The sequence below is a fragment of the Pseudomonas sp. 5P_5.1_Bac1 genome (assembly GCF_025466015.1).
Lineage (GTDB): Bacteria > Pseudomonadota > Gammaproteobacteria > Pseudomonadales > Pseudomonadaceae > Aquipseudomonas.
The window spans coordinates 79,445-99,039 of record NZ_JANLNX010000106.1 but is presented as its reverse complement, the minus strand read 5'-3'; the positions used below and the strand labels follow the sequence as shown (position 1 = coordinate 99,039).

At 63.4% G+C, this 19,595-nt stretch carries 11 protein-coding genes; 3 read left to right on the top strand and 8 right to left on the bottom strand.

The window, feature by feature from the left end; all coding sequences use genetic code 11:
- Positions 1-97: 97 nt before the first annotated feature.
- From NTD82_RS23030 to NTD82_RS23020, 3 genes are all read right to left on the bottom strand, one after another.
- Positions 98-769, bottom strand: coding sequence for a DUF3313 domain-containing protein (locus NTD82_RS23030; protein WP_095158511.1), 672 nt, complete (start codon positions 767-769; stop codon positions 98-100).
- A 156-nt stretch (positions 770-925) separates the two neighbouring features.
- A complete protein-coding gene (locus NTD82_RS23025) occupies positions 926-2,890 on the bottom strand; it encodes a GMC family oxidoreductase (RefSeq protein WP_262130407.1) in 1,965 nt (654 codons plus the stop codon).
- A gap of 11 nt (positions 2,891-2,901) precedes the next feature.
- Complete coding sequence (locus tag NTD82_RS23020; protein WP_262130406.1) at positions 2,902-5,409, bottom strand: hypothetical protein; 2,508 nt, start codon at positions 5,407-5,409, stop codon at positions 2,902-2,904.
- A 352-nt stretch (positions 5,410-5,761) separates the two neighbouring features.
- Between NTD82_RS23020 and NTD82_RS23015 the strand changes: the two genes are divergently transcribed.
- A complete protein-coding gene (locus NTD82_RS23015; RefSeq protein ID WP_262130405.1) occupies positions 5,762-8,386 on the top strand; it encodes a hypothetical protein in 2,625 nt (874 codons plus the stop codon).
- A 119-nt stretch (positions 8,387-8,505) separates the two neighbouring features.
- On the opposite strand, the gene NTD82_RS23010 is transcribed toward NTD82_RS23015, so the two are convergent.
- Entirely contained in the window at positions 8,506-9,801 is a 1,296-nt protein-coding gene (locus tag NTD82_RS23010; protein WP_095158507.1) for a serine/threonine transporter, read from the bottom strand.
- A gap of 74 nt (positions 9,802-9,875) precedes the next feature.
- Positions 9,876-11,252: an L-serine ammonia-lyase gene (locus NTD82_RS23005; RefSeq protein WP_262130404.1), complete on the bottom strand. Its 1,377-nt coding sequence runs from the start codon at positions 11,250-11,252 to the stop codon at positions 9,876-9,878.
- Between the two features lie 146 nt (positions 11,253-11,398).
- On the opposite strand from NTD82_RS23005, the gene NTD82_RS23000 reads away from it, so the two are divergent.
- Together NTD82_RS23000 and NTD82_RS22995 are read left to right on the top strand one after the other, a co-directional pair.
- On the top strand, positions 11,399-12,328 hold the full coding sequence (locus NTD82_RS23000) for a LysR substrate-binding domain-containing protein (RefSeq protein WP_262130403.1): 930 nt from the start codon (positions 11,399-11,401) through the stop codon (positions 12,326-12,328).
- A 173-nt stretch (positions 12,329-12,501) separates the two neighbouring features.
- The gene (locus NTD82_RS22995) at positions 12,502-15,198 is read left to right on the top strand and encodes an RHS repeat-associated core domain-containing protein (RefSeq protein ID WP_262130402.1); all 2,697 of its coding nucleotides are present in this window, start codon (positions 12,502-12,504) and stop codon (positions 15,196-15,198) included.
- Positions 15,199-15,258: 60 nt separating this feature from the next.
- On the opposite strand, the gene NTD82_RS22990 is transcribed toward NTD82_RS22995, so the two are convergent.
- From NTD82_RS22990 to NTD82_RS22980, 3 genes are read right to left on the bottom strand one after another with little or no spacing between them, the layout of a single operon-like run.
- Positions 15,259-16,038, bottom strand: a complete 780-nt coding sequence (locus tag NTD82_RS22990) for an SDR family oxidoreductase (RefSeq protein WP_262130401.1) — start codon at positions 16,036-16,038, stop codon at positions 15,259-15,261.
- Positions 16,035-17,726 (bottom strand): FAD-binding protein, encoded by a 1,692-nt coding sequence (locus tag NTD82_RS22985; protein WP_262130400.1) that lies wholly within the window; start codon positions 17,724-17,726, stop codon positions 16,035-16,037. Before NTD82_RS22985 ends, NTD82_RS22990 begins: the two co-directional genes overlap by 4 nt.
- The gene (locus tag NTD82_RS22980; RefSeq protein ID WP_262130399.1) at positions 17,723-19,435 is read right to left on the bottom strand and encodes an FAD-dependent oxidoreductase; all 1,713 of its coding nucleotides are present in this window, start codon (positions 19,433-19,435) and stop codon (positions 17,723-17,725) included. The genes NTD82_RS22985 and NTD82_RS22980 overlap by 4 nt, the downstream gene beginning before the upstream one ends.
- Positions 19,436-19,595: the final 160 nt, after the last annotated feature.

The following is a 19,595-nucleotide window of genomic DNA, read 5'->3' as shown; positions in this document are numbered from 1 at the left end:
TAGGACCTCGGAATGCGGAATCGAGGCAGTCTACAACACCTGTTGTCGGGGCGAGCTTGTCGCGATCGCGAGCAAGCTCGCTCCTACAGGAAGTGGGTTATTTGGTTTTGAGGTTTAGATAGGACTGGTGCAAATCCGCCGCCCAGCCATCGATCACCGCCTTCACATCGTCCGGCTTGAGTACCTGGCTGGTGTTTTCCAGCGGTTTGCCGGTGCCTTTGCGCACCACCTGGGCCACGACTTTCTGGGTGCCGCCATCGATGAACTGGGCCTCGGTGGCGATATCGGTTTCCTGGTCGCGAATCCCCGAGGCGGTACTCACCGCCGCTGCGACCAGGGCGATCGGAATCACTTCATAGGGCTTGAGCCCTTCGGTCTTGCTGCTGACGGCGGTAATCGCCGGACGCACCACGATCACACCCGGCCCCGGCGCGCTGGCCAGCGGCAGGGATTTGCCCAGTTCGCGCTTGAGCGCCTGGTCGTAGTAGTTGGTGATGCCGGTCAAGGTGCTCTGCGGGATCTGCGCCGTCGCCTGCGGTTTGGGATAGAGCTGGCTGGGCTCGATGTACACGCTGCGGTAGGTTCCGGCCTGCAGTTGCGGGTCGATCCAGCGCATCACCGGCGCGCCGGAAGGCGAGCGGGCTTCTTTGAGTCGGCTGTAGTCCTTGAGAAAGCCCGAATACTCGGTCGGTTGGGTCAGGCTGCTGGAGCAGCCAGTCAGTAGCAGCGACGCCAGGCAAAGCGAACCCATCATGGATGCGGCTTTCATTGCATGCTCCTGGGTGGCCTCACGGTACTTCGACCGCGCCACCGCGACAGTCTTGAAAGGGACCCGCCGGGCACGGCCGGCGGGTTGGTCAGGCAGGGTTAGGTATAGCCCAGCTTTTCCGGCGTGCCGGAGCAAAGCCGGAAAAGCACGACCGGTTCAGTTTTTGTGGCCGACCATCGCCTCCACCGTGGTCGCCGCGCTACTGCTGGCAGCCGCTGCCCGAGCCCCGCTGCGTGCGTTCTGCGCCTGGCCGCGGGCCGCATCGGCAAGGATCACCTGGGCAGCCTTTTCCGCGGCGACGTAGATCGAGGTGACGATGAAGAACCCCGGGATCTTCGGAAAGATCGACGCGTCCACCACCCGCAGGTTGCTCACCCCGCGCACCCGGAAAGCGCTGTCGAGCACCGCCATCGGGTCGTTGGCCGCACCGATCGGGCAGGTGCAGGAGGCGTGGTGACCCCAGGCCTGGTTCTGCACGAACTCCTTGAGCTGCTCGTCGGTCTGCACCGCGTCGCCCGGCAGTTCTTCGGCGGCGATCAGTTTCGCCTCTTTGAGCGGCTTGGCCAGGCCACGGACGAACTTGATGCCCTCCACCACCGATTGCAGGTCTTCGCCCTTGGTGTCGTTACCTTCCTCGAAGTAACGGAAGTTGATCAGCGGGGTATCCGCCGGGTCCTTCGAGCGCAGGGTGACGTAGCCGGCGGTGTTGTTGGTGTGCGCCTTGAGCACCGCCCAGGTCAGGTAGTTGAGCTTGTCGACGATCAGGTTCGAGTAGCCGGGGAAGTAACCGCGAAACAGCGCCAGCAGGGAGAAGCAGAACAGATCCGGCAACGGCCGTTGCTTGAACGACTTCTTGATCACCGCCAGCACCGCACCGTTGGTGGAATACACGCCGAGCTTGCCTTTGGCCCATTCCTCGTACTGCGGGTCGCCCTTGGCGTAGCGCGCGCCCTTGAGAACTTCCCACTCCTCGAAATTCATCCGGTTGACCACCCCGACCTCGTAGCGGTCCTGCAGGTTGCGCCCGACACCGGGCAACTCCACCTGCACCGGCACCCCGACCGACTCCAGTACCTCGCGTGGGCCAATGCCCGAAAGCATCAGCATCTGCGGGGTGTTGAACGCACCACCGGCGAGGATCACCTCGCGACTGGCGCGCACCTGGCGCAGTTCGCCGGCGGACGCCGGGTTGCGCGGCAAGGTGCAGGCCCGATATAACCGCGCGCCCTTGATGTACTCCACGCCATAAGCGCGCTGCTGATCATCCAGCAGCACCCGGGTCACCAGCGCATCCAGCTCGATATGCAGGTTGTCCGGGAAACGTTGCTGCACATCCAGCAACCGCTCGCGGGTGCCCATGCGGTGGTGTTTGTGGGTCGCCAGCGGCGGATAGCGCAGGCCGAAGGCCTCGTCGCGCACCAGCCGCCAGTCATTCGGATCGCCGACGCCCTGCAATTGCCAGCCGATGCGCTTGAGCTTCTCGCCCAGGGCCTTGAACGCCTGTTCGGCGGACTTGACGATGGAGCGCACCAGCGACAGGTCGTCGATCACCGCTTCCGGCACCGCCTTCTCGGTGTGCAGCCAACCCTTGTAGCCGTGCCGCGACGGGTTGATGCCGAACCACGAGAGAAAGCGCTGGAACGGCCGGTGATGGCAGTTCTCCAGGCGCTCGAAATGCTCGCGCATGGCGCTGGCCTGCCACGACGGGTCGCCGGTGATCTGGGCGATATGGTCCCAGTCCTGGTTGTGCGGGTAGACCGTGATCATCGCGTTGTGCGCGGTGCAGCCGCCCAGGCAACTGGCCCGTGGATAGAGCACGCCGTTGACGGTCTCGCCCTCGTAGTCGCGGATGAACTTGGGGTCCTGGGACTGCCGCGCGTCACTGCTGTAGTGACGCACGAAGAAGTCCCAGCGCATCGCGTTGTTCTCGGTGGAGCGCGGGTGGAACGCCGGCACCTGGTACTGCTCCGGCAAACCTTCCGCGCCGCCATTGGCCACCGGATCGCTGCCCGATTCCAGCACCAGCACCCGGCGCCCTTGTTCGGCCAGGCGGGCGGCGACCGTGCCGCCCCCTGCCCCGGATCCCACCACGATGTATTCGTAATCCATTTCGTCAGTCATCGCAGCCAACCTCAGAAGGTTTTCAGGAGGGCGATCAGTGCCCGTTTGTCTTCATCGCTCAGCCCGGGCTCATCCTTGAGGTAGCCGGTGCCGAAGTAATGCCCCTTGTCCACCACGAAGTCCGGGCACTTGCTGACTTCCAGCAACGGCTTGACCAGACGCTTGAACACCTTGCGCGCTTCATCGTCGCTGGCGCCGGGCGGCAGTTGCTTGAGGTCGTGCTTGATCTTCAGCAGCAGGTCGAGCACCTGGTCGCCTTTGTCCAGGTCGATGTTGGACAGCAGGTTGACCGGCGTACCCTGCGGGATCGGCCCGAGCTGGATGCCGTCATCGCCGAACGCCCACGGGAACCAGCGACTGAGCAGGCCTTCGAGTTTTTGCAGGAAGCCCGGCAGGTAACCGCTGTTGACCCGCAGGTAGCTGGTTTCGGTGGTCACATCGACGGTACCGGGGTGGGTCTTGCCGGAACGGGTCACCACCTGGAAGTTGCCCTGGCGTTTTTCCGGCCACAGCAGCATCTCGATGGAGTTGTCGAAGGACGCCATGCGGTCATTCACGCTGCCCGACCACTTGAACGTACCGAGGGTGTTGTTGAGGAACAGCGGTGCAGTGGACCAGACGCTGATCAGCGACGCCGGCCGGGTATAACCGCGCCCGCCTGCTGGCATGGTGTACTCGCTCGCATCGCCGGTGAACGGGTTCTGCACCAGCACCGAACCGACGCCCGGCAGCTTCTTGTACGACTCCGAGGAGAAGTTGTCCCAGATGTTGTCCGCCAGGGCGTTGGTCGCCAGCGGGCTGCAGGCGTTGGTTTCCAGCAACGTGACCGGCACCCGCAGTTCGGTGGAGAGGAAGTTGTCGGTGAGGAAGTCGTCTTGCTTGACGATGTCCCGCATCGCGTTCTTGAACTCCGGCGTCTTGCTGTAGCTCCAGTAGTCGTTCCAGCACTGCAGGTAGTTACTGTTGACGCAGCCGTTGTCCGGGAACTTGGCCCAGGCCTTGTCCGGCAGCTTGCTGGAGTGGCAGCGCGCACAGGTGTCGGCGAAGACTTCCTTGCCGCGATCCAGCTCGGTCGGCGAAGCGTTCAGGTGCGCCGCGCCACCGGGGGCGTTCTTCAGGTAGTCCGGGGTTGCCGAGGCGAGGAAGAACAACGCCAGGTCGGGCGTTTGCAGCTCGTTGGCGTTCCAGTACGAGGAGTTCTTGCGCGCCACATCGATGCGGAACGGAGTGATCGGTTTGCCGCCGATCAGTGGCCGGAAGTGGGTGGTCCACTCCTCGCTGAACAGCCCGATATTGACGAACACCCGGTTCAGCGCACCGAGGGCGCCGACCGAGTCGGAACCGTCCTTGAGCACGCGTGGGGTGAACACCGTGTCCGGCTTCTTGTAGAACTGGGTCAGTGGACTATCGGCCGGAATCCCCGGCACATCGTTGAACTGGCGGTTGTTCAGGTCGCCGCCGGCAAGTTTCTCCTTGCCCAGGTGCGCGGCCAACTCGATCCGCGCCTTGAGGTTGTAGACCGCGTTCATGGTGCGCGGGTTGTTGATGTAGTCACTCGACACCAGCGAGGTATCCAGTGCGCCCGGCCGTGCGGTGTGGAACAACTGATTGGGGAAGCTGGTCGGGTCCTGGTCCCACATGAAGATGCGGTCAACCCAGAAATACTGCGCTCCTGGGTTGGAACTCAGGTTGGCCCAGGCTGGACGCTCGGGATCGGCCGGCGGATTGGTCGGGTTCGGCCCGACGTGGCAGAAGCCGCAGGACATGCCCACGCGATACGGTTTCACCAGCTTGCTGTCGTTGTAGTAGCTGGGGTCTTCGTAGTAGCGCTTGGCGTCCCAGCGTTTCTCCGCCTTCTCGTCGAAGTCCGGGTTGGGGAACAACCGCAGGCCGACGATGCCGGTGCCGTAGCCGTAGTACGAGCCCACGGGCAGGTTCTTGCCGCGGGCGCCGATTTTCACGCCGGGGTATTTGCTTTCGTTCTCGAACGGGTCCGCGCCGCAGGACGGATCACGGCTGTCCAGCCACAGGCCATGACGGTCCTCGCGCGGCCCTTGCGCCTTGGTGTAGCACGGCTCGTTGACTACGCCGAGGTACTGCCAGCGGTTGTCGCGGTTGGCTTTCAGGCTTGGGTAGTTGGAGATGGTCTTGAGGAAGTCGAGGTTGCCGACGCTGTCGCGGGACAGTTGGTCCCAGAGTTTGTCGTTGCCGGCGGTCCAGACGATCCAGTTGTTGCGCCCCCGGGCAAAGGCGTCGACCGCCTGTTGCTCGGTGATGCCGGGAATGAACGGCGACAGCCGCTCCACCAGCAGATGGGGCTGTTTCGACACCCCGTAGTCCATGTCGGCGAAGTAGTCCTCTTCGGCGCCTTTCAGGCTGTCGGCTTCGCGGCCGACGCATTTGGCTTCATCGAGGATCTTGCCGGATTGGTCCCCGCAGGGATTCTTCGTTTCGCTGTTACACCCCTGTAACAGCACCAAAGGAAGGAAGACGCTCAGCATCAGCTTCACGGGTTTCATGCGCTGCTCCTTGCAAACGTGCAGACCGGTCCCTCTGTCCTTGGGGACACGTTATTGCGGCCGGTCCAGATGGCCGGTTGAACTGACAGCCACGCGACAGACCGGTTAATCCGCCGCGCCAGTTACGTTACAACTCCTTGCAAGCGCCCAGACTAGGCTATTTCCAGCCACTCCATTAATTTCATTTCGCTATGAAAAACCGGCACTTATCGCGGCTTTTTATAGGTTTGCGTACAGTGTTTTTGTGAAGTCGATCACACTGCTGGCTAATGGCTATTTCGCTGCTCTACACTCCTTCGCCAGGACGCTCATCCACCTATCTGGCAGGCGGAACATGGACAAGGAAAAGCCCGTGTCACAAGAACAGGTTTCACCCGAGCAACGCGCGCAATACCGCGCCGAACATGCGCGGATCGGCACACGCCGCAGCTTGCTTGGCCTCGCCAACGAGAAAAAGGCGCACTGGGCCGTGGCGCTGTCCGGTGGCGGCATTCGCAGCGCGACGTTCTGTCTGGGGGTGCTGCAGTCGCTGGCTCGGGCGAAAGCGCCGGGTGCGGACGACAAGGGCAAGCCGCGCAACCGCCTGATCGCCCAGTTCGATTACCTGTCCACCGTCAGCGGTGGTGGTTATCTCGGCTCGTTCTTCGGCAGCCTGTTCCTCCCGGACCGCCTGCGCAAAACCGACGAGGCGCCAGTCGCCAGCCCCCCGGAAGTCCAGGCTGCCGACACCGCCTACAAAGTGCTCGACTACGAACCGCCGGGTCGCATCCATACCAGCATCGATTACCGCACCTCGCCGCCAGGGGAAGCGCCGCTGGCCTGGCTGCGGGAAAACGGCCGTTACCTCACCCCCGGCGGCGCCGGCGATATCTTCTATGTACTGGCGTTGTCGCTGCGCAACCTGCTGGCTCTGCATGTGGTCATTGGCCTGCCGCTGCTGTTCACCTTCGCAGCGGCCGTGCTGTTGCAGGCGTATATCTCCAGCAGCGTGATCTGTTCGCCGGTTGCCGCCTTGCTGCCAATGAGCGTGGTGCAACTGCTCTGCGGCTCACTGTGGTGGGTGCCGGGACTGCTGACGGTGGTGGCGGTGATCCCGCTGATGGCGGCGTTCTGGATGGTGTATTTCCAGAAAAACCAGGACGAACGGGTGCACCTGTTCAACTGGTCCACCGTGCTCTCGTTCGCGGCGGGGCTGATGTTCTTCGTCCTGGCCTTCGCCCCTTGGGGCATGGACGGTGACTTGCGGGCCATTCTGGTCGGGCTCGGCGTTGTCAGTTGGCTGGGGATTGCCTATGCCGTGTGGATCGGCCTGTCGCTGAAGCACAAGCGCGACCGCGACGAAGCCATGGCCCGCAACGACTGTGTGCGCACCTACCGCGTGCTGGTTACCCGCTACCTGAGCCAGGCACTGATTGCGGTGCTGGTTGCCAGCTTCTACGCCCTGTTGCCCTGGCTGACCGAGTGGATCTACAACAGCGAGCAGCGCGGTCCGCTGATCTCCTCCACCGCCCTGCTGCCGGTGCTGATTGCCGTTGTTCGCGGCCTGTCCGCGTTCAGTGACGACAAAGACATGCCGAGCTGGTTGAGCCGTCTGCCGATGAGCGTGATCGCCGGCGCAGCCGGGGTCACCATCTTCATGCTGGTCGCGGTGCTGTGGGGCTTGCTGGTGCAGTTCGTGCGTTACCAGGGGCTGGAAAACGACGCCCTCACCCGCCTCTGGGTGCTGGTGCCGGTGACAGCGATCCTGGCCTTCGGCACGGGCCGCTTTATCGGCTTCCTGAACCAGTCTTCGTTGCAGTCGTTCTATTCCAGCCGGTTGGCCCGGGCCTACCTCGGCGCTTCCAATGGCCGGCGTTTCGACGGCGCGACCCGCAAGATCCGCAAGCAGCGCATGAGCGTCGCCGAAGCGCTGCCCGGCGATGACGTGGCGATCGAAACCTACTACGGCACCACCACCTGCGCGCCGGTGCACCTGATCAACGTCACCATGAACCTGACGGTCGACCCGGCCGAGCAACTGGTGCAGCGCGACCGCAAGGGCAAGCCGCTGTGCCTGGCGCCCAGTGGTCAACCGGGTTTGGCCAGCGTCAGCTACATCCTCGATGGCGACCCGCGTCAACGTGGTACCCAGCAACGCTGGATCGCCAGCGAAATTTACCAGCCGCTGGGTCTGGCGCACTGGGTCGCCACTTCCGGCGCTGCGTTTTCCACGGGGTTGGGGCGTGCCACCAGCCTGGGCACCTCACTGGCCTTCGGCCTGACCAACGTGCGCCTGGGCAGCTGGTGGCCGGCGAACTTCCTCGAAGATGATGAAAAGACCGGTGGGACACGCGTCTGGCGCGACAAGGGCTGGGCCACGACCTTCCCGACCCAGACCTACCTGTTCTATGAACTGACCGCCCACTTCCACGGCCTGCGCCGCGACTTCCAGTACCTCTCGGACGGTGGTCATTTCGAGAACACCGCGACTTACGAACTGATCCGTGAAGGCCGCAATGTCGAGCTGATCGTGATGTGCGACTGCGGCGCCGACCCAACCTACAAGTTCGACGACCTGGCCAACCTGATCCGCCTGGCGCGCATCGACCAGGCGCTGGAGATCAGGCAGGACATGGACGTGCTGGGCGACCCGGTGCTGGGCCCCTACTTCGGCCTGCCGGAAAACTTCGCCGCGCCGGGACCAGGCGACAGCCTGCGCTGCGCCATGCTGTTCAACGTCAGCAACCAGAAAGGCGAGCGCACCGCACGCATTCTTCTGCTCAAACCCAATGTCGTCGCCGGGTTGCCGGTGGACGTGATCAACTACGCCAGCGAACACCCGACCTTCCCCAACGAAAGCACGGCCAACCAGTTCTTCGATGAAGCCCAGTTCGAGAGCTACCGGCAGTTGGGGTTGCAGACCGGGCAACGGTTGTTTGGCGATGGCAAGTCGGGGTCGGGTGTGGCGGATGCGTTGTGGGCGTATTTGGCGAGGTAGTGTCGGCCAGCATCTTGCAGGCCATCGCAAACCATCGGTCACTCGCGATCCTGTAGGAGCGGCCCATCGCGGCTAACGGCCGCTCCTACAGGTTTTGCGTCGTTTACACGGCCGTGGTGTCAGGCCACCACCGACCACGCAATCGCCGACAAGGTCACCAACCCCACCAGCACCACGAACACGTTCGACACCTTGCCCGAGTACTTGCGCAGCGACGGCACTTTGTTGATCGCGTACATCGGCATCAGGAACAGCAGGCAGGCAATCACCGGGCCGCCCATGGATTCGATCATGCCGAGGATGCTCGGGTTGAGGGTCGCGACGATCCAGCAGGTCACCACCATGAACAGCGCCGTCAGTTGCTCCAGGCGCTTGGCCGACAAGCTCCGGCCGCGACCACGCAGGCCTTTGACGATCAGGCCCTGGAAACCTTCGCTGGCACCGATGTAATGGCCGAGGAAGGATTTGGTGATCGCCACCAGCGCAATCAGCGGCGCGACGAAGGCGATGACCGGGGTCTGGAAGTGGTTCGCCAGGTACGACAGGATCGAGATGTTCTGGGTCTTCGCCGCGCCCAGGTCGGTCGGCGACAGGGCCAGCACGCAACTGAAGCAGAAGAACATCACCGTCAGCACCATCATCAGGTGCGACAGCGCGAGGATGCGCCCGCTCTTCTCATCCGCCTGCTCGCCATAACGGCGCTTCTGGCTGACCGCGAAGGCCGAGATGATCGGCGAGTGGTTGAACGAGAACACCATCACCGGAATCGCCAGCCACAAGGTCTTGAAGAACAGACCCGGCGCCATACCCTCGGCCGCCTGGGCGAAGAACGCACCGTTCCAGTTGGGGATCAGGCTCAGGGCCAGCAACAGCAGCGCCGCCACGAACGGATAGACCAGCAGGCTCATCACCTTGACGATGATGCCCTGGCCGCAACGCACCACGATCATCAGGCCGCAGATCAACAGCAGCGACAGCAACGCCCGCGGCGGCGGCGCGATGTGCAACTGGTGTTCGAGGAAGTTGCCCAGGGTGTTGGTCAGCGCAACGCTGTACACCAGCAGGATCGGGAAGATCGCCAGGAAATACAGCAAGGTGATCATCGCGCCGGCACCGGCGCCGAAGTGTTCTTCCACCACTTCGGTGATGTCTTCGTTGCCGCCCTTGCGCCCGGACAGGACGAAGCGGGTCAGGCCACGGTGGGCAAAGAAGGTCATCGGGAACGCCAGCAATGCCAGCACCAACAGCGGCCAGAAGCCGCCGACGCCGGCGTTGATCGGCAGGAACAGGGTGCCGGCGCCGATGGCGGTGCCGTACAGGCCGAGGGTCCAGGTGGTGTCGTGACGGCTCCAGCCCGTTTCGCGCGCAGCAGCGCTCGCCGCGACACCGAGGTTCGTGGTGTTTACATCAGTCATTGATTACGCCTTGTAGTTGTTTTTGTCGCCTATGAATAACCAGGGTGGCGCGTTAGCGATCCGCGCCAAGGGGTTCAGCATTCAACAAAGCTGACGGCCAGGCCGCCACGGGAGGTCTCCTTGTAGTTTTCGTGCATGTCGGCGCCGGTGTCGCGCATGGTGCGGATCACCCGGTCCAGGGAAATGAAATGCTCGCCGTCGCCGCGCAGGGCCATTTGCACGGCATTGATCGCCTTCACTGCAGCGATGGCGTTGCGCTCGATGCACGGCACCTGGACCAGGCCGCCGACCGGGTCGCAGGTCAGCCCGAGGTTGTGTTCCAGGGCAATTTCCGCCGCGTTTTCCAGTTGCGCCGGGGTGGCCCCGAGCACATCGGCCAGGCCCGCCGCGGCCATGGCGCAGGCCGAACCGACCTCGCCCTGGCAGCCGACCTCGGCGCCGGAAATCGACGCGTTTTTCTTGCACAGAATGCCCACCGAGGCGGCGGCCAGGAGGAAGTCGACGACATCGTTGTCGCAGGCTTCGGGGTTGAACTTCATGTAGTAATGCAGCACCGCCGGGATGATCCCCGCCGCGCCATTGGTCGGCGCGGTGACCATGCGCCCGCCGGCGGCGTTTTCTTCGTTGACCGCCAGGGCGAACAGGTTGACCCACTCCATGGCGCTCAAGGTCGAGCCGATCACGTTGGGTTTGCCCAGCTCCTGCAGACTGCGGTGCAGTTTGGCGGCGCGGCGCTTGACGTTCAGCCCGCCCGGCAGGATGCCTTCGTTGCGCAGGCCGTTGACCACGCACTCCTGCATCGCCGCCCACAATTGCAACAGGCCGCTGCGCACCTCGGCTTCTTCGCGCCAGGCCAGTTCGTTGGCCATCATCAACTGGCTGACCCGCAGCCCGTGACGCTTGCACAGCGCGAGCATTTCTTCGGCGCTGGAGAACTCATAGGGCAGTTGCACTGTGTCGGCGCCGCCGCCCGCTTCAGTCAATTGCGCGGCCTCGACGATGAAGCCGCCGCCCACCGAGTAGTAGGTTTGCTGCAGCAGCAAGCCGTTGTCGCCGCTGGCTTCAAGCGTCATGGCGTTGGGGTGATAAGGCAGGCTTTCATTCAGCAGCAGCAGGTCGCGCTGGCAATCGAAAGTGATCGGTTGGTCACCGCCAAGCATCAGTACGCTGGTGGCCTGCAATTGTTCGATGCGCGGGCCGATGCTCTGCGGATCGATGCGGTCCGGCCACTCGCCCATCAGCCCCAGCAGACAGGCACGATCGGTGGCATGGCCAACGCCGGTGGCCGACAGCGAACCGTACAGGCGCACCTCGACCCGGCTGACCTGGCCCAGCACACCCTGCCCGCGCAGCGCCTCGACAAAGGTCGCGGCGGCGCGCATCGGGCCGACGGTATGGGAGCTGGACGGACCGATGCCGATTTTGAACAGATCGAAAACACTGATAGCCATGCTAATGCCTGCGTGCCCGAACGACGACGACCCTTTCGGTGCACGGTGAAAAAATTGAGAGGTGTCGCGAAGTTGGGCGATACTGCCGCGCCGCTCGGGCGATGACCAACGAAACTTTCTAAGCAAGGCTTTAGCAGGACTAAACGATGAGGCGACAAATGAACGGCCAGATGTACGTCTGGTTGCACGTGTTTTCCTGTGCGGCGCGGCACCTGTCGTTCACCCGCTGCGCCGAAGAACTGCACATCACCCCCGGCGCGGTGAGCCAGCAGATTCGCCAACTGGAAGAGCGCCTGGGCTTTCGCCTGTTCCTGCGGCGGGCCCGTGGCGTGGAGTTGAGTGCCGAGGGCCAGCGCCTGGCGCTGACCGTGCACGAAGCCTACGGCAACATCGATGCCGAGCTGCGCCGGCTGGATGCCGGGGAAATCCGCGGCACCTTGCGCCTGCGCTCGATCCCGTCGTTCCTCGCCAAGTGGCTGACGCCGCGCTTGCCGCGCCTGCAACAACGTTTTCCGGATATCCAGTTGCGTCTGGTGGCCGAGGACAGCAATCACTCATTGCACGAAGGCGATTTCGACCTCGCCATCGACCTCAACGACGGCAGCTACCCCGGCATGCACTCGACGCCGCTGCTGGACGAAGAAATCTTCCCGGTCTGCTCCCCCGCCCTGCTCCGCGGTCGGCCGCCGCTGCACGGGCCGAGCGACCTGGTGCATTACCCGCTGCTGCACGACATCACCGCCTGGCGCGGCAGTTCCGAGTACGCGGAATGGGAGTTCTACCTTGAGGCGATCGGCGCCGAGGGGCTGGACGTGCGGCGCGGGCACACCTTCAACCGTAACCACCTGACCATCGAGGCGGCCATCGCCGGGATCGGCGTAGCGATTGCCCGGCGCACCCTGCTCAACGACGAGCTGGAACGGGGCACGCTGATCGTGCCGTTCGGCTCGCCGGTGTCCAATCACAAGCGCTATGTGTTGCTGTACAGCGCCGGAACCCTGGCCCACCCGAGTGCACGGGCGGTGCATGACTGGTTGGTGGAGGAAGCGCAGGCGTTTCGGTCGCTGTACGAATGACTGCTCTGCTGATGGAGCGAGCGTACGCGTGTCATCAAGATTTCGATTTGATCTAAGGCGAAAGGCCCCTCGCCTGCGGCGTTGGCTTTACTTGTAAAAAGTCCCGCTTGGGTGGCGCTGTATCCGAGCCGTTTCAATCACCCGATCGCCGCCTGATCCGTTGAGACTTGCTCATGACCAGATCCCTTCATCAGCACACCCCTTCTCTCACGGTCGTTGATCCACGCGGGCTATCGGTTCGTACCATTGCTTACTACCGACAGACTGTTGAAGACGTCGTCGCCAAGCGCGTCCATCGCCAGGTGTTCAACGTCAATGGTCATCTACACCAACAATGGGATCCGCGGCTACTTGCGCTGAGTGAGGTTCAGGCGGGTGTGCAACCCAACCAGGCCATGCTCTGTAGCCTCAGTGGGCAAGTGTTGCAGACAGAGAGTGTCGACGCCGGCTGGCGGCTGGTCTGCAATGACGCTGCCGGGTTGCCGCGGGAGAGCTGGGACGGCCGCGAAACCCATCGACGCCATGACTACGATGAGCTCATGCGCCCGTTGAAGGTGTTCGAACAATGCCCCCAGGATGTCGTCGAGCATTGTGTGGAACGCTTCACCTATGCTGGAGCCAGCGAGGAGGACGCGCGTGATAACCGTTGCGGCCAACTGATTCGCCACGATGATCCCGCCGGCAGCTTATGGCATGAACGTTTCGGGTTAGCCGCACAGCCACTGACCGAAACACGCCGCTTCTGCAAATCGCTGATGCTTCCGCGCTGGCCTGAGTCGGAAGCGGATCTGGAAGATACCCCCTACACCACCCGCTGGCGTCACGATGCGCTGGGCGCTGTCGTCGAGCAAACCGATGCCCTTGAGCATGTGCGGCGTTTCAAGGTCAATGTCCTGGGCCAAACCTGTGCATCCTGGCTGGACGCTGTAGCGGTGCTCAAACACACGACTTACAACGCCTCTGGCCAAATAGAAATTGAGCAGGCAGGCAATGATGCGATCACCACCGCGTGTTATTCGCCGGTGGACGGCCTGCTGTGTAGCCTGAAGACCCAAGGCGGGGGAGGCAAAACGCTGCAGGACTTGCACTACCAGTTCGACCCGGCAGGCAATATCCAGCGCATTGAAGATCTCGCCCAGCCGGTGCAATGGTTTGCCCGGCAGCGTATTCAGGCAGTGAGTCTCTATACCTATGACACGCTCTATCAACTGACCAGCGCTACCGGTCGTGAAAGTGCCAGCCAGACCGTGGGGCCGGGTCTTCCGGAGCTGGAGCTCTTTGGCACGGTGGATGACAGTCGTTGGCGCAACTACAGCCAAACCTACACCTATGACTGCGCTGGCAACCTGATCCGGCTCAAGCACGATGCCGGCGCAGGCAACGCCTATGTCCGCGACATGGTGGTCGACGAGCGCAGCAACCGCGCCGTGTTCAAGGAGGGGGCACCCATGGATTTTGCCAAGGCATTTGATGCCAATGGCAATCAACAGGCTTTGGCGCCGGGGCAGGTCATGCACTGGGATAGCCGCAACCAATTGCGCCAGGTCACTCAGGTGCAGCGCGATGAGCCAGGTGGTCAGGATGACGATGTCGAAACCTATGTCTATGACAGCAGCGGCCGTCGCGTGCGCAAGGTGCGCCGTTCCAAAACCCGCAGCGGCGAGCAGGTGAGTGAAGTGCGTTATCTGCCGGGGCTGGAGATTCAGACGCACACGGCAGGCGAACAGTTGCATATGGTGATTGCCGAGGCCGGTCGTAACGACGTGCGCTTGCTGCACTGGGAAGGCGGGCGGCCCAAGAAGGTTGATAACGATCAATGGCGCTACAGCCTGAGTGACCACCTGGGCAGTGCGACGTTGGAATTGGGCCAAACCGGCGAACTTATCAGCCAGGAAAGTTATTACCCTTACGGCGGCACCGCTTGGTGGGCCGCGAAAACTGCCATCGAAGCAAAATACAAAACAGTACGGTATTCAGGTAAAGAACGTGACGCGAGCGGGCTGTATTACTACGGCTTCAGGTATTACGCGCCGTGGTTAAGTCGCTGGATAAATCCAGACCCGGCGGGCGTTATTGATGGGCTCAATCTGTTTTGCATGGTCCTGAACAACCCGATCAGTTACACCGATACGGATGGACGAATGCTTCGATCGGTAAACCAGCCGACGACAAAAAAGGAAAACCAGCCCGATGTAAATACCCAGTCAGGCTCAAGTACCGTTATCCTTTTCCCGTCAGTAACGCGACCTGCCACGGAAGCGGCAGCCCCTGGTGGGTCGAGTGAAAGCAGAGCTGTCGATTTTTTTCGAGTCGATCTGGCCCCGCCCAGTGAGGTTCTGGCTCGGGGGTTTCGAGGCAATGATACCGAGCGGGTGCTCAAGGCTTTTGGTGATGACACGATATTCGTGGCTCAGGACCTTGAGGGCATCGATGCTTTCAGAGCCGAGATATCCGGTAAAAACCTGTTTGGCGATGCCAGAAAATACTATTTCGAAATGAAGATGATTGGCGGGTATGCCAGGGAGGTTCAGAAGCCGCTTCATTTATATAAAATCTCGCTCCCGGCAGAACACCCTCATTATGTGCTGAGTCGCGCTGTGAGCGAAAAAGGCTTCGTTGAAACTGCTTTCGAGGCTACCAACAAGACGGGTGTTGTGGCTGAGATAAAAGCAATCAGCGAAGCACTGTATCAATACAATATCGAGGCGTACCGCGCGACCCTTGAAGACTACGCACAGAACTATAACGCAACTAAAGAAGTTCAAGTCAAAGGCCCCATACTGCCTGCGTTCATAACGCATATTACTGCGACTGAAGAGGCGTTCATGAGAAGAACCGCGGTGACGCCAAAAAGAGCGGGAGCGATGTGATAGCGGCACCTCGACGCTGTGACGCATCGAGGGTTCTTGGCGAACTTGATTCAGGTGGCCTCAGATACTCATCACCATCTGCCCGCTGTCCACCCGCAACTCCACGCCGTTCACCGCCCGTGCCTCGTCGCTGGCGAGGAACAACACGCTGGCCGCCACGTCTTCCGGCCGACACATGCGGTTCATCGGGTCGCTGTCGATGGTCAGGCGCTCCGGGTCCAGGCCGGCCGGGAAGCCGCCGCTGGTCATGTCGGTCAACACGCCGTCCGGGTGCAGGCTGTTGCAGCGAATCCGGTACTTGCGACGCCGACAGAACGCCGCCACCGAACGGGTCAACGCCGCCACCGCGCCTTTCGAGGCGCTGTAGGCCAGGTAATCGTCGCGCCCGGCCAGGGCGGCGATGGACGACAGGTTGATGATCGAGCCACCGCCAGCCTTCATCAGCCCGATAGCCTCGCGACAACCGAGGAACACGCTGTCGGCGTTGACCCGCATCAGCCGGTGCCAGTCCTCCAGGGTGGTTTCCTCGATCGTGCCGGCGATCAGGATGCCGGCATTGTTGACCAGGATATCCAGCCGCCCGAAGCGCTCGCGAACCTCTGTCATCAGTTGCTGCCAGCCCGCTTCGCTGCCGGCGTCATGGCGAAGGAACAGCGCGGCGTCGCCGATTTCGGCGGCCAGGGCTTGACCCGCGGCCACGTCGATATCGGCGATCACCACGCGGGCACCTTCCCGGGCCAGCAGGCGCACGCTGGCGCGGCCAATGCCCTTGGCGCCGCCAGTGACCAGGGCGATCTTGTCGTGGACCCGACCGGGTATTTTCTGTCGTAGCTCAGTCATGCGCTGGCCTCGTCGGCAAGTTGTGGTTGGCTCAGGGTTTCGCGGGCCGCGGCCTGTCCGGCGCGACGGCCGGAAAACACGCAATCGGCCAGCGACAGGCCGCTGATATACAAGTGCGAAGGAATCCCCACCGCGGCACGGCCGGCGGCGTACAAACCGGGAATCGGTTGCGCGGCGACGTCCAGCACCGCGCCACTCTGTTCATCGACCCTCAGGCCGCCGAGGGTCAGCGCGCCCAGCGGGAAGATCGGGTTGCCCACGGAAATGTCGCAAGCCTGGAACGGGCCTTTTTCCAGCACCCGGCGCCCGCCACGGGACTTGCCGAAGGGATCGCCGATCTCGCCACGGGCCGCGGCATTGTTGGCCTGGACCGACTCGCGCAAGACCGCCGCATTCATCCCGGTGACCTTGGCCAGTTCATCAAGGCTCCTGCCCTTGCGCACCTTGAGCAGCATCAGCGCCAGGGCCGGCACGCTCTGGAACCACCAGTAGCCGCCGAACAGCGCTTCGCGGATGGCCTTCCAGCGCAGCGGCGCATCCAGTACCAGCCAGGCGCGCCCGCCCTGCTCTTCCATCAACGGCTGGCCGAGGGTGGCGCCGTAGACTTCTTCGTTGCAGAAACGCCGGCCCTCGGTGTTGACCACGATGCCCTTGTGCCAACTGTACGGCGGGTTGATGAAGCGCCAGGCCGAGACCCGTTCCAGACGGTCACTGGCGGCGCCGACACTGAGCCCCAGGCGCAGGCCGCTGCCGTCGCAGCCGGTGGCGCCGACCTTGAAGTTGCGGCGGAATTTCGGCGCGTGCTGGGCGATCAGCTCGCGGTTGAAGATGAAACCGCCGGTGCTGAGGATCACCGCTTTGCTCGCATGCACCAGCACCGGCCGGGCGAAATCGCGCTCCAGCTTGCTGGCGCGCTGGCGCAGTTTGTCGCAGTAGCCAGGCGCGAAATTCTGCAAGCGCTCGGCGCGTTCGATCCATTTCGCATGCAGCATGGCCTGCTCGCTGCCCGGCGGCAGGCGCCAGAATTCGGCGCCGATCACCCGGCCGCTGCCGTCGAGCACCAGGCGTTTGGCCGCCGCCTGCAGCAGCGTGCGCACCCCGGCCTTGAGGCAAGCGCTTTTCAGGTGGGCATAAAGCACCGCGCCGCATTGGCCCTTGCCGGCGGTGCGATGACCGCGCGGGGCCGGCGGATTGGCGCCGCCGTAGAGCGGCACCAGCTCGTTGCCGGAGTAGTACAGGTAATAACCGTCCTGCGGGTAGGAGGTCTTGCCGCCTGGCGGGACTTCGTGGGAGTACGGCGCGCCATGGCTTTCCAGCCATTCGAGGTTGGTCACGCTGTCATCGCAGAAACGCCGCAGGGTGTCATCGCTGATCACGCCCTGGGTTTCATGCTTGAGGTAATCGAACATGGCTTGCGGGCTGTCGTTGTAGCCGGCGGCGCGCTGCTGGCGAGTGCCGCCGCCGGCATACACCACGCCGCCGCTCTTGGCGCTGGCACCACCACCGCAGAAACGATCGGCCACCAGCACATCGGCGCCTTCGGCCCGCGCCTGCAAGGCGGCGCAGGCACCGGCCGCGCCCCAGCCGAGCACCAGCACTTCGCATTGTGCGTCCCACTTCAGTGCCGAACGGTCGTCCACCTGCAACGGTGGCAGGATCGGTGTCACGCATCCCTTTTCGGTGCTCATGAGGCCGCCCTCGCCAGGTGGTTGGCGGCGACATAACCGAAGGTCATGGCTGGGCCGAGGGTGCCGCCGGCGCCCGGATAGCTGGTGCCCATCACCGACGCCGAGCAGTTGCCGATGGCATACAGGCCAGCAATCGGCGTGCCGTCGTCGCGCACCACCTGGGCATGTTCGTTGGTCAACAGGCCGCCCTTGGTGCCAATGTCCCCGGCGTCCAGGCGCATGGCGTAGAACGGCCCCTTGCGCAGCGGCGCCAGGCACGGGTTGGGCTTGATATTGCAGTCGCCGTAATAGCGGTCGAAGACGTTGCCGCCCCGGTCGAAATCGACATCGACCCCGGTGCGGGCGTACTCGTTGACCTTGCTCGCGGTGGCCTCCAGACCGGCCGCGTCGACACCGATCTGCCGGGCGAGATCGGCCAGGGTGTCGGCCTTCCAGTACAGGGCGTTCAGCCATTCCTTGCGCAGGCGGCTGTCGGGCATGACCTGGGCCGGCATCAGCGGGCCCATGGCGTAGTGGAAGCGGAAATGCGCGTCGAAGATCACCCAGGCCGGCACGCTGCGCCCGCCGCTCTGCTGGTTGTCGCGGTGCATGGCGTCGACGAATTCCAGGTACGGCGCGGCCTCGTTGACGAAACGCCGGCCCTGGCCGTTGACCACGATGGCGCCGGGGAACGCGCGCTCGGCGAAGATGCCGCGGGGTTTGTCTTCGCCCGGCACGGCGATGGTCGGCGCCCACCAGGCCCAGTCCATCAGTGCGGTGGCGGCGCCCTCCTTCATCCCGGCCAGCAACGCGGCGCCGGTGTTGTTGCCGGGCGGCGTGGCGCTCCAGGTCATCTGGGTCGGTTTGGGCAGGTACTGTTCACGCAGGGCCTGGTTCTGCTCGAAACCACCGGAGCCGAAGATCACCCCGTGGCGAGCGGCGATGCGAATTTCCTGGCCGTCGCGATTGACCACGATACCGGCGACCTTGCCGTCTTCCATCAGCAGCTCGCGGAAATCGGTGTTGAGCCACAGCGGCACCTGGCGGTCCATCAGCGAGCGGCGCAACGACGCCACCAGCGAACTGCCGAGGGCGGCGCGGCGGTCGTATTTGCTTTTCTTGCGCCATTTGAAATCGAGCTTGTAGCGCAGCATCAGGCCGAGCACCAGCAACCGCCAGCCGAAGCTGCGGGCCATGGCCTTGTGCGCATGGCGCGCGGTCCAGGCGATGCGGCCCATCAGCAGGGTCGAGGGCGATGGCTTGCGCAGGTTGTCCAGTTCGTCTTCGAGCAGGCTGGTGTCGAACAACTCCGGGTCGAGGGTCCGCCCGCCGGGCAGCGAGCCGGGCAGGTGCGGGTAGTAATCCGGGTATTTCGCCGCCACCGCGTAGCGCACACGGCTGTTGCGGGTCAGCGCCTCGATCATCTTCGGCGCGTTGTCGAGGTAGGCTTCGAGGCGGGCCGGTTCGACGTGCTCGCCGGCGGATGCTTGCAGGTAGGTGCGTGCCAGCTCGCGGCTGTCGTTGCCGCCGTGGCGAGCGAAATAGTGATTGTTGGGGATCCAGATGCCGCCGCCGGAGATCGCCGAAGTGCCGCCGTACTTGTCGCTTTTTTCCACGATCAGGACACGCAGGCCGTGATCGGCGAGAAACACCGCCGAAGTCATCGCACCCGCGCCCGAGCCGACGACGATCACGTCGTAGGCGGATTGAGACTGAACTTGAGCCGTCATTGTTGTTATGCCATTAGCTGAGGTCAGGAAAGGCCGGCGGCGTGTGCGGCCGGCGGCGGATTCCATCTTCAGCGGGTGGCGGGGTGGGGATCATCGTCAAAGCGGACTAGGCGGGCCTTATCGCGAGCAAGCTCGCTCCTACAGGTTCAGCGCAATACCT